The sequence below is a fragment of the Streptomyces sp. BBFR25 genome, assembly GCF_044590125.1.
Classification (GTDB): Bacteria; Actinomycetota; Actinomycetes; order Streptomycetales; family Streptomycetaceae; genus Streptomyces; species Streptomyces canus_D.
This window is the reverse complement of record NZ_CP172447.1, coordinates 3128157-3141516: the sequence shown is the minus strand read 5'-3', so window position 1 is coordinate 3141516 and position 13360 is coordinate 3128157. Positions and strand designations below refer to the sequence as shown.

At 73.4% G+C, this 13360-nt stretch carries 13 protein-coding genes; 7 read left to right on the top strand and 6 right to left on the bottom strand.

Annotation, left to right across the window (positions count from 1 at the left end):
* Positions 1 to 89: 89 nt before the first annotated feature.
* A complete protein-coding gene (locus ACGH52_RS14185; RefSeq protein ID WP_399939515.1) occupies positions 90 to 1937 on the bottom strand; it encodes a glycoside hydrolase family 3 protein in 1848 nt (615 codons plus the stop codon).
* 177 nt (positions 1938 to 2114) lie between these two features.
* Complete coding sequence (locus tag ACGH52_RS14180; RefSeq protein ID WP_399939513.1) at positions 2115 to 3041, bottom strand: LysR family transcriptional regulator; 927 nt, start codon at positions 3039 to 3041, stop codon at positions 2115 to 2117.
* Positions 3042 to 3150: 109 nt separating this feature from the next.
* Here ACGH52_RS14180 and ACGH52_RS14175 point away from each other — a divergent pair, with 109 nt between their 5' ends.
* Both ACGH52_RS14175 and ACGH52_RS14170 read left to right on the top strand, forming a co-directional pair.
* A complete protein-coding gene (locus ACGH52_RS14175; protein WP_399939510.1) occupies positions 3151 to 4089 on the top strand; it encodes an EamA family transporter in 939 nt (312 codons plus the stop codon).
* The gene (locus ACGH52_RS14170; protein WP_076974435.1) at positions 4086 to 4733 is read left to right on the top strand and encodes a GNAT family N-acetyltransferase; all 648 of its coding nucleotides are present in this window, start codon (positions 4086 to 4088) and stop codon (positions 4731 to 4733) included. Before ACGH52_RS14175 ends, ACGH52_RS14170 begins: the two co-directional genes overlap by 4 nt.
* On the opposite strand, the gene ACGH52_RS14165 is transcribed toward ACGH52_RS14170, so the two are convergent.
* Together ACGH52_RS14165 and ACGH52_RS14160 are read right to left on the bottom strand one after the other, a co-directional pair.
* On the bottom strand, positions 4717 to 5517 hold the full coding sequence (locus ACGH52_RS14165) for a sugar phosphate isomerase/epimerase family protein (protein ID WP_399939507.1): 801 nt from the start codon (positions 5515 to 5517) through the stop codon (positions 4717 to 4719). The two genes, ACGH52_RS14170 and ACGH52_RS14165, sit on opposite strands and share 17 nt — an antisense overlap.
* Before the next feature lie 170 nt (positions 5518 to 5687).
* Positions 5688 to 6734 carry a LacI family DNA-binding transcriptional regulator gene (locus ACGH52_RS14160; RefSeq protein ID WP_059300494.1) on the bottom strand — a complete coding sequence of 349 codons (1047 nt, stop codon included), beginning with the start codon at positions 6732 to 6734 and terminating at the stop codon, positions 5688 to 5690.
* A gap of 216 nt (positions 6735 to 6950) precedes the next feature.
* Here ACGH52_RS14160 and ACGH52_RS14155 point away from each other — a divergent pair, with 216 nt between their 5' ends.
* From ACGH52_RS14155 to ACGH52_RS14135, 5 genes are all read left to right on the top strand, one after another.
* On the top strand, positions 6951 to 8102 hold the full coding sequence (locus ACGH52_RS14155) for a Gfo/Idh/MocA family protein (protein ID WP_399939503.1): 1152 nt from the start codon (positions 6951 to 6953) through the stop codon (positions 8100 to 8102).
* A complete protein-coding gene (locus ACGH52_RS14150; protein ID WP_399939500.1) occupies positions 8099 to 9268 on the top strand; it encodes a dihydrodipicolinate synthase family protein in 1170 nt (389 codons plus the stop codon). The genes ACGH52_RS14155 and ACGH52_RS14150 overlap by 4 nt, the downstream gene beginning before the upstream one ends.
* Positions 9265 to 10119 (top strand): sugar phosphate isomerase/epimerase family protein, encoded by an 855-nt coding sequence (locus ACGH52_RS14145; protein WP_399939497.1) that lies wholly within the window; start codon positions 9265 to 9267, stop codon positions 10117 to 10119. The genes ACGH52_RS14150 and ACGH52_RS14145 overlap by 4 nt, the downstream gene beginning before the upstream one ends.
* Before the next feature lie 252 nt (positions 10120 to 10371).
* Entirely contained in the window at positions 10372 to 11355 is a 984-nt protein-coding gene (locus ACGH52_RS14140; protein WP_361463346.1) for a helix-turn-helix domain-containing protein, read from the top strand.
* Between the two features lie 158 nt (positions 11356 to 11513).
* The gene (locus ACGH52_RS14135; protein WP_059300489.1) at positions 11514 to 11885 is read left to right on the top strand and encodes a hypothetical protein; all 372 of its coding nucleotides are present in this window, start codon (positions 11514 to 11516) and stop codon (positions 11883 to 11885) included.
* 67 nt (positions 11886 to 11952) lie between these two features.
* On the opposite strand, the gene rbsD is transcribed toward ACGH52_RS14135, so the two are convergent.
* On the bottom strand, positions 11953 to 12342 hold the full coding sequence (rbsD, locus tag ACGH52_RS14130; protein WP_121701395.1) for a D-ribose pyranase: 390 nt from the start codon (positions 12340 to 12342) through the stop codon (positions 11953 to 11955).
* Positions 12339 to 13346 (bottom strand): ribokinase, encoded by a 1008-nt coding sequence (locus ACGH52_RS14125; protein ID WP_121701394.1) that lies wholly within the window; start codon positions 13344 to 13346, stop codon positions 12339 to 12341. Before ACGH52_RS14125 ends, rbsD begins: the two co-directional genes overlap by 4 nt.
* Positions 13347 to 13360 lie beyond the last annotated feature (14 nt).

The following is a 13360-nucleotide window of genomic DNA, read 5'->3' as shown; positions in this document are numbered from 1 at the left end:
GGAGGCTTCGGACCCGGCCGCCGGGCGCGCCCCCGGCGCGTGTCGCGGACCGCGCTACGACCGGCCGCGACCGGACCGCGACACCGGGACTACGACCGGTAGGCCAGCCCGTGCCCGAGCGGGAGGAGCACCGTCTCCGGATCGTCCGCCCGCACCACCGGCACCGGCAGCTTCCCGCGCGGCCGCACCCGCCCGGCGATCACCCGGGCCGCCGCCCGCACCTCCACGTCCGTCCAGGAGTAGGCGGCGAGGACGGCGGGGACGCCGGGCAGCTGGGCGACGTCGTACGGATTGCGGACGGCGACCGCGACGACCGGCTTCCCGGTCTCCAGCAGCCGGGTGACCAGGGTGCGCTGGCTGCTGCCCGCGGTCACGTTGTACGTGGCGACCACCACCGCGTCGGCGTCCCCGGCCGCCGCGACGGCGCGGTCGATCACGGCGGCCGAGGGCGCGGTGCCGGTGGACAGGGCGGTGGCCGTGAAGCCCAGCTCCGTCAGCGCGCCCGCGAGGACGCCGGTGGGCGGCCCGGTCGTCCCCGACGGCGAGGCGGGGTCGGCGCCCACGACCAGCAGCCTGCGGTGCTCCCGGGGCGAGAGGGGCAGCAGCCGTCCCTCGTTGACCAGCAGCGTGGTGCTCCGCTCGGCGATCCGGTCGGCCGCGGCCAGGTGCGCCCGGGTGCCGACGGTCCGGTCGACGTCCCGGCGGCTGGTGTACGCGTCCCGGAACAGCCCCAGCTTGGCCTTCAGCCGCAGCACGCGCAGGATCGATTCGTCGAGCCGCGCCTCGGTCAGCTCGCCCTCCCGTACGGCCGTCAGGACGGCGTTCCAGGCCAGCGGCAGGTCCGGCGGGTTGAGCAACTGGTCGACACCGGCCTTCAGCGCCAGCACCGGCACCCGCGCGTCGCCGTACTTCGTCCGTACGCCCTGCATGCCGAGGGAGTCGGTGACCACGACGCCGTCGTAGCCCAGCTCCTCGCGCAGGATGCCGGTGAGGATGGGGCGGGAGAGGGTGGCCGGGTCGCCGGAGTCGTCGAGCGCCGGGACCACCAGGTGGGCGGTCATGATCGCGTCGATGCCCGCCTCGATCGCGGCGCGGAAGGGCGGCGCGTCCAGCTCCTCCCACTGCTCGCGGCTGTGGGTGATGACCGGGAGGCCGGTGTGGCTGTCGGTGGCGGTGTCGCCGTGCCCGGGGAAGTGCTTGGCGCACGCGGCGACCCCGGACCGCTGGAAGCCCGTCACCTCGGCGGCCACCAGCCCCGCCACGGCCTTCGGGTCGGCGCCGAAGGACCGTACGCCGATCACGGGGTTGGCCGGGTTGACGTTCACGTCGGCGTCGGGGGCGTAGTCCTGGCGGATGCCCATGGCGCGCAGCTCGGCGCCCGCGATCCGGCCGAGGGTGCGGGCGTCGGACCGCGACCCGTTCGCCCCGACGGCCATCGCGCCCGGGAAGAGGGTCGCGGGCTCGCCCACGCGAGCCACTATCCCGTACTCCTGGTCGGTGGAGATGAGCACCGGCAGGCCGCGCGGCTGCTCCAGGGAGGCCTTCTGGATGCCGTTGGACAGGTCGGCGATCTGGTGCGGGTCGCGGGTGTTGTGCGCCCAGGCGAAGTAGATGATGCCGCCGACCCGGTACTCGGCGATCAGCTCGGCCGCGGTGCGGACGCCGATCTCCTTCAGGTTGGCGTCGATGTCGGCCTGGTCGGGGTCGGTGGCGGAGTGGCCGTAGACCCGCATGACGAAGAGCTGGCCGACCTTCTCCTCCAGCGTCATCCGGGAGATCAGGCCGCGGAGCTTGTCGTCGTCGGGCCCGCGGACGTCGGCGTACGCCGTGCCGCCCCCGGCCGCGAGGGCCGCGGTGACGACCGCCGTGGCGGTGAGGACGGTACGTCTGGAGGGCTGTGCGGTGCTTCCCGTGCCGTCCGTGCTGCTGTGGTGCACGTGCGCTCCTTCCGGAGGGCTGGTGAAGGAAACTGCCAAGGAGTCACCAATATCCGGGAAGTTTCTGCCAGTCAAGGGACCGCACAGGAGTCACCCGAAGCGACACGGGACCCCTGCGGGTCCGCCGCCGACGCCGGACGCCGTGCGCCGGACGGAGCCGCGCGGAGCAGGCGCCTGCTAAGCGCCTGGCCGGTTGGTGCGGGCCGCGACGTCCGGCCAGTGCGCCCGGAGGGCGCGGACCGTCTCCGCGATGGCTGGGCGGCGGGCCGCGCCCGTGCGCCACAGGGCGTACAGGCGGCGTACCGGCATCGGGTCGAGCGGGACCTCCACCACCCCCGCGGGGAGGGGGCCGCGCCCCAGCCGGGGGATGAGGGCGACGCCGAGACCGGCCGCGACCAGCGCGACCAGGGTCGGGTTCTCGTCGGCCTGGTGGACGATGTCCGGCTCGTGCCCGGCGCCCCGCAGCGTGCGCATCAGCCAGTCGTGGCAGACCCGCCCGGGCGGCTGGCAGATCCACCGCTGCCCGCCCAGCTCGTCCCGCCGCACGGCCGCCCGGCCCGCGAAACGGTGGCCCTCGGGCACCAGCAGGTCGCACAGGTCCTCCCCGATCGGCGCCTGCTCGACCCCGGCCGGTGCCGGCAGCGGGGCGATGTCCCAGTCGTGCGCCACCACCAGATCGACGGCCCCCTTGGCCACCAGGTCCACGGACAGGTGCGGGTCGACCTCGGTGAGCCGCGCGTCCAGCGCCGGATGGCGTACCGCCAGGTCGGCCAGCACGGACGGCAGCAGCCCGCGCGCCGCCGACGCGAACGCCGCGATGGTCAGCCGCCCCGACGGCACCCCGCGCCGCTCCTCCAGCCGGGTCTCCGCCCGCTCCACGAGGGCCAGCAACTCACGCGCCACGTCGACCAGATGCCAGGCCTCGTCGGTGAGCCGGACCCCGCGCCCCTCGCGCTCCAGGAGCACCGTCCTGGTCTCCCGCTCCAGCTTGGTGATCTGCTGCGACACGGCGGACGGCGTGAAGCCGAGCGCGGCGGCGGCCGCCCCGACGGTCCCGTGCACGGACACGGCGTGCAGGGCGCGCAGACGCTGGAGGTCGAGCATGACGGCTCCCGGGAACGAGGCGGCGAGTGGAAACAGTTAGCAACGCTTCATCCAACCATGCAGCAATCATCGCTGGTGCTACACAGTCCTTCCGGTCGATCCTCGACGCATGCGACCTTCCCACCTCTTCCTCGCCGTGCTCGTCGCCGCCGTCTGGGGCGTGAACTTCACGGTCATCGAGATCGGCCTGGACCACTTCCCGCCGCTCTTCTTCTCCGCCCTGCGCTTCCTGGCGGCCGCGCTGCCCGCCGTCTTCCTGGTGGGCCGCCCGAAGGTGGCCTGGAAGTGGATCGTGGCGGTGGGCCTGGTGCTGGGCGTGGCCAAGTTCGGCCTGGTCTTCGTGGGCATGGACGCGGGCATGCCGGCCGGTCTGTCGTCCCTGGTGCTCCAGATCCAGGCGGTGTTCACCGCGGTGTTCGCCGCCGCGCTCCTCGCCGAACGCCCCTCCCGCGTCCAGGCCCTCGGCATGCTGGTCGCGCTGGCCGGCATCGGTGTGGCGGCGCTGGACGAGGGCACCTCGGGGCCGCTGGGCGCGTTCCTGATGGTCGTCGGCGCGGCGGCGGCCTGGGGCGTGTCCAACGTCCTGACCCGCAAGGCGTCCCCGCCCGACGCGCTGAACTTCATGGTGTGGGTCTCCACCGTCCCCGTGCTCCCCCTGCTGGCCCTCTCGCTGCTCACCGAGGGCCCCGCCGAGGATCTCGCGGCCCTGCGCGCCCTGGACTGGCAGGGGGCGGGCACGATCCTCTTCGTCGCCTGGGTCTCGACCGTCTTCGGCTTCGGCGCCTGGGGCTGGCTGCTGCGCCGTCACCCCGCCTCGACGGTCGCGCCGTTCTCCCTCCTGGTCCCGGTCTTCGGCATGTCCTCGGCGGCCGTCTTCCTGGGCGAGTCGGTGACGCCCCTGCGCTGGTGCGCGGCGGCCCTGCTGGTGGGCGGGGTGGCGCTGACGACGCTCACACCGGCCCGCGGGCGCATGCCGCAGGTGACCGTCCGCACCGCCCCGGAATTCGCTGGACGGCCCCCCGCGCCCGTTGAAGAATCCCTCCGGTGACATTCACACTGAAGGCCCCGGTCCTCGAAGGCACACTGGTACGACTGGAGCCGCTGGGCCATCGGCACGCGGCCGACCTGGCGGTGGCGGCGGGGGAGGACCGCGGCAGCTACGCGTACACGTGGGTCCCGGAGACCGAAGAGGTCGGCGCCTACATCGACGCGCAACTGGCCAGAGCGGCCACCGGACGGCTGGCGCCCTACGCGCAGGTCTCCACCGCCACCGGCCGCGCGGTCGGCACGACCTCCTACTGGGAACCCCGCTCCTGGCTCACCGACGACGCGCTGGACGCCGTCGAGGTCGGCTTCACCTGGCTGGCCCGCTCCGCGCAGGGCACGGGTGTGAACGCCGAGGCCAAGCTGCTGCTGTTCCGCCACGCCTTCGAGGTCTGGGGCGTGTCCCGCGTCGACCTCAAGACCGACGCCCGCAACCGGCGCTCCCGCGCCGCGATCGAGAAGGCCGGCGCCCGCTTCGAGGGCGTCCTGCGCAACTGGTCCCGCTCCTCGGCACCGGGCGAGGAGGGCCGGCTGCGCGACTCCGCGATCTACTCGATCACGTCGGCGGAGTGGCCGATGTGCCGGGAGCGGCTGGAGGCACGGGTGCGCTCGGCGTCGGCGCCGTCCGCGCTCACGCCGCGTCCGTGAGCAGCCGGGCCAGGTGCTCGCGGCCCGGCCCCAGCAGCTCGGGCAGCGGCGCCGCCGACTCGTACCACCGCTTCTCGTACTCCCAGCACAGCCAGCCGTCCCAGCCGTGCCGGGACAGCACGTCCACCACCTCGGTGAGCGGCAGCACCCCGGCGCCCAGCGGCAGCGGGGTGGTGTCCTCGGCGGAGGCGATGTCCTTGACCTGGACGTAGCCCAGGTGCGGCGAGAGCGCCGCGTAGGTGTCGGAGGGCTGCTCCCCGCCCAGCCAGGTGTGCATCACGTCCCACAGGGCGCCCACCTGCCGGTGCCCGACCAGCCCGAGGACGCGCATCGCGTCGGCGCCCGTGCGGTGCGAGTCGTGGGTCTCCAGGAGGATGCGTACGCCCAGCTCGGCGGCGTACTCGGCGGCCGTGCCCAGCCGCCGCGCGGCCACCGCGTCGGCCTCCTCGGCACTCTGCTCGGTACCCCCGCCGGGGAAGACCCGGACATACGGGGCGCCCAGGTCGCGGGCCAGGTCCAGCAGGCCGCGCACCTCGGCGATCACGGCCTCGTCGGCACCGGGCGCGGCGACCCGCGCGTACCCCGCGAGCCCCAGCGGCTCGACCCCGGCCGCCTTGAACTCGGCGGCCACCGCGGCCCGTTCGTCCGGACCCAGGCCCGGGTGGACCGGTTCCTCCGGATGGGCGCGCAACTCGACACCGTGATAGCCGTGCGCGGTAGCGAGCCCCAGCACATCGGCCAGGGGCAGTCCGGGAACACCGAGAGTGGAGAACGCCAGCTTCATGCCCACGGAGCGTACCCGCGATCACGCGTTTTACCTGTCGACGCGGGCAGCGCCTCTTAGCCCGTCCGGCGTTTGAGGACGAGGCCGTCCAGGCCGAAGCGGGGTCTGGGGGCGCAGCCCCCAGGGCGGCCCACCCCGACGCGGGCCCACCGTGTCACCAACGGTCCGTCTCAAGACCGCGGCCGTCCGGAGGACCCCCGCACCATCAACTCCCCCCGCACCACCGCGATCCCACCCGCCGGCGCCTCCTCCCGCCCCATCGCGACCCGCCCCGCCCGCGCCCCCGCCTCCGCCAGCGGCAACCGCACCGTCGTCAGCGCGGGCACCGCGTCGATGCTGAACGGCAGGTCGTCGAAGCCCGCCACCGACACGTCGTCCGGAATCCGCAGCCCCGAGTCGCGCAGCGCCGCGCACGCGCCCAGCGCGACGGTGTCGTTCGCGGCGACGACCGCGGTCAGCGTCGGGTCCCTGCGCAGCAGCTCCTGCGTGGCCTCGTACCCGGCCTGCCGGTCGTAGCGGCCGTGGACCGTCCAGCGGGGGTCCTCCTCGATGCCGTGCGCGGCGAGCGCGGTGCGGTGGCCCTCCAGCCGGTGCCGGGTCGTGGTCCGTTCCTCCGGGCCCGCGATGTAGCCGAGCCGCCGGTGCCCGAGCCCGATGAGGTGCTCGGTCAGTTCCCGGCCGCCCCCGCGGTTGTCGAAGGTGAGGGCGATCGCCCCGGTGTCCGGTGCCGGGGGCCGCCCGCACAGCACCACCCGCGTCCCGGCCTCCGTGAGCTTGCGCAACTTCGCCGCTACGGCCGCCTGGTGGGCCTCGTCCTCCATCGCGCCACCGGTCAGCACCACGGCCGCCGCGCGCTGGCGCTGGAGCAGCGTGAGGTAGGTCAGCTCGCGCTCCGGGGTGCCGCCGGTGTTGCAGACCACGGCGAGTCTCTCGCCGCCCGCTCTGCCGCCCGGTCCGCCGATCTCGGACTGGACGGCACCGGCCATGATGCCGAAGAAGGGGTCGGCGATGTCGTTGACGAGGATGCCCACCAGGTCGGACGTGGCCGCCGCCAGCGCGCTCGCGGGGCCGTTGAGGACGTAGTCCAGCTCGTCGACGGCCTTGAGCACCCGTTCCCGGGTGGAGGCGGCCACCGGGTAGTTGCCGTTCAGTACGCGCGACACCGTCGCGGGGGAGACCTGGGCGCGGGCCGCCACGTCCGCCAGTGTCACCGTCATGTCCTCGTCCTCCGCCTCGCGCGTGTGTCGAACGCCGTCCCGGGTGACCTTACGGCCACCGCCCGCCGTCGTTCGTCCCCTCGAACAACTCGCCCCGATCGCGGTCTTGTCCAGACCACCGTTCACAGGCTAGCTTCGTTCTACATAGAAAGCGCTTGCTGTGCGGCTCGTACGACGTGCTGTACGGCTCGGTACGGCTCGTACGAAGGGAATGACGTGACACGCAAGACGGTGCGTATCGCCATGAACGGTGTGACCGGGCGCATGGGCTACCGCCAGCACCTCGTCCGCTCCATCCTGGCGCTGCGCGAACAGGGCGGCCTCAACCTCGGCGACGGCACCGTGCTGTGGCCGGAGCCGGTCCTGGTCGGCCGCCGCGAGCACGCCCTGAAGGCGCTGGCGGAGCGGCACGGGCTCGCGGACGTCTCCACGGACCTCGACGCGGTCCTCGCCGACGACACCATCGACATCTACTTCGACGCCCAGGTGACCTCGGCCCGCGAGGAGGCGATCAGGAAGGCGATCGCCGCGGGCAAGCACGTCTACACCGAGAAGCCGACGGCCACCGGCCTCGACGGCGCGCTGGAACTGGCCCGCCTCGCGAGCGCCGCCGGCATCAAGCACGGCGTCGTCCAGGACAAGCTCTTCCTCCCCGGCCTGCTCAAGCTGAAGCGCCTCATCGACGGCGGCTTCTTCGGCCGGATCCTGTCCGTGCGCGGCGAGTTCGGCTACTGGGTCTTCGAGGGCGACTGGCAGGAGGCGCAGCGCCCGTCCTGGAACTACCGCAGCGAGGACGGCGGCGGCATCGTCGTCGACATGTTCCCGCACTGGGAGTACGTGCTGCACGAGCTGTTCGGCCGCGTGAGGTCCGTCCAGGCGCTCACCGCCACCCACATCCCCGAGCGCTGGGACGAGAAGGGCAAGCCCTACGACGCCACCGCCGACGACGCCGCCTACGGCGTCTTCGAGCTGGAGGGCGGCGCGATCGCCCAGATCAACTCCTCCTGGGCGGTCCGCGTCCACCGCGACGAACTGGTCGAGTTCCAGGTCGACGGCACCGAGGGCTCCGCCGTCGCGGGCCTGCGGGGCTGCCGCGTCCAGCACCGCTCGGCCACCCCCAAGCCGGTGTGGAACCCGGACATCCCCGCCACCGAGGCCTTCCGCGACCAGTGGCAGGAGGTCCCCGACAACGGCGAGTTCGACAACGGCTTCAAGGCCCAGTGGGAGCTGTTCCTCAAGCACGTCTACGCCGACGCCCCCTACCACTGGGACCTGCTGGCCGGCGCCCGCGGCGTCCAGCTCGCCGAGCTGGGCCTGAGGTCATCCGCCGAGGGCCGCCGCCTCGACGTACCGGAGATCGCCCTGTGACCCTCCACCTCCCCGACGCGCACGGCGCCCTGCACGCCTACGAACCGCGCACCGAGCCCCAGCCCGCTCTCCGGGCGAGCCCAGGAAGCGCTTTCACCTCCCGTACGGTCTTCTCGGCCGCGCACGTCGTTGCCGACCCGTACGCCGACACCGCCCCCGACGGGCCGGCCGCCGTCGACTGGGACGCCACCCTCGCCTTCCGCCGCCACCTGTGGTCCCACGGGCTCGGCGTCGCCGAGGCGATGGACACCGCCCAGCGCGGCATGGGCCTGGACTGGGCCACGGCCGCCGAGCTGATCCGCCGCTCCGCCGCCGAGGCGAGGGCGACCGGCGGCCGCATCGCCTGCGGCGTCGGCACCGACCAGCTGACCGCGACCACCGGCACCACCCTCGCCGAGGTCCGAGCGGCCTACGAGGAACAGCTCGCCGTCGTCGAGGAGTCGGGCGCCCAGGCCATCCTCATGGCCTCCCGCGCCCTCGCCGCCACCGCCGAGGGCCCGGACGACTACCTGGAGGTCTACGGCCACCTCCTGCGCCAGTGTGCCGAACCGGTGATCCTGCACTGGCTGGGCCCGATGTTCGACCCGGCCCTGGAGGGTTACTGGGGCTCCTCGGACCTGGACACGGCGACCGACACCTTCCTCCAGGTCATCGCCGCCCACCCCGACAAGGTCGACGGCATCAAGGTCTCCCTCCTGGACGCCCAGCGCGAGATCGACCTGCGCCGCCGCCTCCCGCAGGGCGTGCGCTGCTACACCGGCGACGACTTCAACTACCCGGAGCTGATCGCGGGCGACGACCGGGGCTTCAGCCACGCCCTGCTCGGCATCTTCGACCCGCTGGGCCCACTGGCGGCGGAAGCGGTCCGTGTCCTGGACACCGGGAACGTCGACGGCTTTCGGGAACTTCTCGACCCCACGGTCGAGTTGTCCCGTCATCTCTTCCAGGCCCCCACCCGCTACTACAAGACGGGCGTGGTCCTCCTGGCCTGGCTGTCCGGCCACCAGAGCCACTTCACGATGGTCGGCGGCCTCCAGTCGGCCCGCTCCCTGCCGCACCTGGCGCGCGCCTACCAACTCGCCGACCGGATCGGCCTGTTCCCGGACCCGAAGCTGGCCGAGGAGCGCATGCGGAACCTGCTGAGCCTGTACGGAGTGACCCGATGAGCGACCCCGGCCTGACGCGCTTCAGCATCAACCAGATGACGGTCAAGCAGCTCTCCCTGCCCGAACTGACCGCCGCCTGCCGCGAACTGGGCATCGGCAACGTCGGCCTGTGGCGCGAACCCGTCCAGTCCTACGGCGTCGAGGCGGCCGCCAAGCTGGTCCGCGACGCGGGCCTGACCGTCACCACCCTGTGCCGCGGCGGCTTCCTCACGGCCGTCGACCCCGGCGAACGCGCCCGGGCGCTGGCCGACAACCGGCGCGCCGTCGACGAGGCCGCCACCCTCGGCACCGACACCCTCGTCCTGGTCTCCGGCGGCCTCCCGGCCGGCGACAAGGACCTGCGCGCCGCCCGCGAACGCATCGCGGACGCGCTGGCCGAGCTGGGCCCCTACGCCGAACGGCACGGCGTACGCCTGGCCATCGAGCCGCTGCACCCCATGTTCGCCTCGGACCGGTGCGTGGTCTCCACCCTCGCCCAGGCCCTGGACCTCGCCGAACGCTTCCCGGCCCGGCAGGTCGGCGTCACCGTCGACACGTACCACATCTGGTGGGACGACCGGGCGCCCGAGCAGATCGCCCGGGCCGGCGCGGGCGGCCGCATCCACACCTTCCAGCTCGCCGACTGGACGACCCCGCTGCCCGAGGGCGTCCTCAACGGCCGCGGTCAGATCGGGGACGGCGCGATCGACATGCGGGAGTGGAAGGGCTACGTCGAGGCGGCCGGGTACACCGGCCCCATCGAGGTCGAGCTGTTCAACGAGGGGCTGTGGGCACGGGACGGGCGTGAGGTGCTCGCCGAGACGGCGGCCCGGTTCGCCGAGCACGCGGGGGACGGGACGCCCGGAAAATAATTCCGCCGACCCGTGCAACCCTTCCGACCTTCGGCGGGTCGTACGTGGCATCAGAACTCCCGTGGGGGTACCTGGGGGGGAATTCCCGGGGTTCTGAAGGGGAGGGGACTCCGAGGGGGTCCGGTCGTAGGCCGGGCCCCCTCGAAGATGTTCCCCAGCAGAACGCCTGTACTGGCCGAGTTCATTCTTGTCGGGAAACATCCCGTGCCCCGAGGATTTCTCCCTGATTGTCTCGGGGACACGGGGGAGTCCATGTTGCGCATCCACTTCACAGGCGCGGACCTGGAGAACGTACGGGTGGCTCGCCGCCCCGACCCGCTGTGGGAGGTGGTGTGCAGTCTGTGCCGCCTCCAGTCCCGGGAGGGCACCGTCGTGTTCGGCCCGTGGCGGCGGTCGGTCGAGCGGCTGCTTCGCCGGGGCGGGGAGGCCCGTACGGCCGTGACGGTGTTGCGGAGCCTGGTGCCGCGTGCCGCCTACTTCCCGGACTTCCTCACCCCGTCCGTCGAGGAGGAGCCCGGTGACCTGGACGTCCTCGTCGACCGGGTGCTCGCGACACCGCGCCACCGGCTGCGCCACGAGGTGGCCCTGTTGTCCGCGAGCGGAGGGCGGCCCTGGGCGGGCCGGGAGCTGGTTCGAGGCGATGTTCCGGCGCTGACCGTGCTGGGTGGCAGCCTGCGCACCTACCACCGGGAGCTCATCGCCCCACTGTGGAACAGTATCGGCGCGGCGACGGAGGCGGACGTGGCCATGCGCGGTCGGGCTCTGCTCCACGGCGGGACCCGGGCGCTGCTGAAGAGCCTGCGGCCGATGGCGGTGTGGGAGCCACCCGTGCTCACGGTCGACTATCCCGTGGAACGCGATCTGCACCTGCACGGTCGCGGCCTGCTGCTGGTCCCGTCGTACTTCTGCTGGCAGCGGCCCATTTCCCTCGCCGACGATCGGTTGCGGCCGGTGCTCATCTACCCGGTCGACAAGGCTTCCGCCCTGACCGCCGCGTCCCCGGCCGCGTTGTCCCGTCTGTTGGGCACCACCCGGGCCGCGCTGCTGTACAAGGCCGCCGTGCGCGTCTGCGTCACGACCTCCGAGCTCGCCGAAGCCACGGGGATGTCCCTGCCGACCACGAGCCAGCAACTCGCCGTACTGCGGGAAGGCGGACTCATCACGAGCCGTCGCGACGGCAAGCACGTCCTGCACACGGCGACGCCACTGGGGCGTCGCCTGCTGAACGGCGGCTGATACCCGAAGCGCCGGGCAAGCCCCTCGGACCGCTCACGAGCCGCACGGTTTGGCCTGAGCCAAAACCACGCGCGCCCGACGACACGGGGCCCGCATGCTGCTGGTGAAAGGGCACCACCGCACGCAGAGTTCGACGACCACACCAGGGGGAACCCAGCATGAAGCAGATCAAGCGTGCCGCCGTCGCGGCGCTCGCCACCACCGCCCTCGCCGGGGCGGGGCTGATGGCGGCGACCGGACCGGCAGCCGCCGAGACCACCGCCGCGAGCTACGGCAAGACCTACCTGACGTTCGACTACAGCTCGTGGTCCCACTGGAGTCCCGACGCGCTCGACTCCACCCACGCCGGCACGTTGAACAAGGGCAGGAACTACGTCTACTGCTGGACCTACGGCGCCACGTACACGGACAAGGGGCGCACGAGCAGGGCCTGGTTCCTGACCGATGACGACAGCGGCAACCGCAACGTCTACGTGACCAAGGTCTACCTCGCGCGCAGCGACGTCAGCGTCCCCGTGCCCCGCTGCTGAGGGACGCCCGCCCGCACGACTCCCGCCAGGCCACCGTCGAGCCCGGCCTGGCGGGCCTGCGTAGTCCTCAGAAGAACACCCCGCAGCGCAGCAGCACGTTCGCGTACGGGCGGGCCTCGCCCGTACGGACCACCAGGCGGGCCCCCGCCGACAGCTCCTTGAGCCGCTCGTGCGGGACGAGATCGAGCGCGGGGAAGAGCCCGTCGAGCAGCGCCGCGCACTCCGCGTTCGCCTCCCGGACCTCCGTCGCCGCCGTCGCGCCCTCGACGACCAGCTCGGCCAGCAGACCGTCGAGCACCTCCGCGAAGGACGGCACCCCGGCCCGGAAGGCCAGGTCGACGACGCGCGGCCCGTCCGGCACGGGCATGCCCGCGTCGCACACCAGGACGCCGTCCCCGTGCCCGAGTTCGGCGAGGGCGCCGGAGAGGTGGCGGTTGAGTATGCCTGCGCGCTTCACGCGGACCCACCCCGCATCGTCGTGTCACGGGGGCTGCGTGATGCCCGGCCGGGGGTCCGGGGGTTGTCCCCCGGGTCAGCACAGCACAGCGCCCCGGCCTCCAGCGCCTCGGCCTCGGCCGCCGTCGGGTACGACTCCTGCGCGCCCGCCTTCGTGACCGCCGCCGCGCCCACCCGGGCCGCGTACGCCGCCGCCTCGGCGAGCGACTCACCGGTGCCGAGCCGCCAGGCCAGCGCCGCCGTGAACGCGTCGCCCGCGCCCGTGGTGTCCACCGCCGCCACCTTCACGGACGGCACCCGGACCACGCCCTGGGCGGCCGACGCGACCAGCGCGCCCTCGGCGCCCAGGGTCACGACCACCGAGCGCGGGCCCTTGGCCAGCAGGACGCGGGCCCAGTCCTCGGGGCGCTCGCCGACCAGCGCGTCCCCGAGGATCACCTTCGCCTCGTGCTCGTTGACGATCAGCGGATCACAGGCGGCCAGCACCTCCTGCGGCAGGGGGCGCGGCGGTGACGGGTTCAGCACGAAGCGGCTGTCCGGCGCGAGCGAGCGGACCACCTCCACGACCGTCTCCAGCGGGATCTCCAACTGCGTGGAGACCACCCGGGAGGCGTGGAAGAGGCTCGCGGCGGCGCGGACGTCGCCCGGTGCCAGCCGGCCGTTGGCGCCCGGCGAGACCACGATGCTGTTGTCCCCGGACGGGTCGACGGTGATCAGCGCGACGCCGGTCGGGGCGCCGCCCACCAGCACACCGACCGTGTCGACGCCGGCCGCCCGCTGGGAGTCCAGCAGCAGTCGGCCGTAGTCGTCGTCGCCGACCCGGGCCAGCAGGGCCGTACGGGCACCGAGCCGGGCGGCGGCGACGGCCTGGTTGCCGCCCTTGCCGCCCGGGTGGACGGCCAGGTCGGAGCCGAGCACCGTCTCGCCCGCCGCCGGCCGCCGCTCGACACCGATCACCAGGTCGGCGTTGGCCGATCCGACGACCAGCAGGTCGTAGTCGTACATCAGTCGTTCTCCGA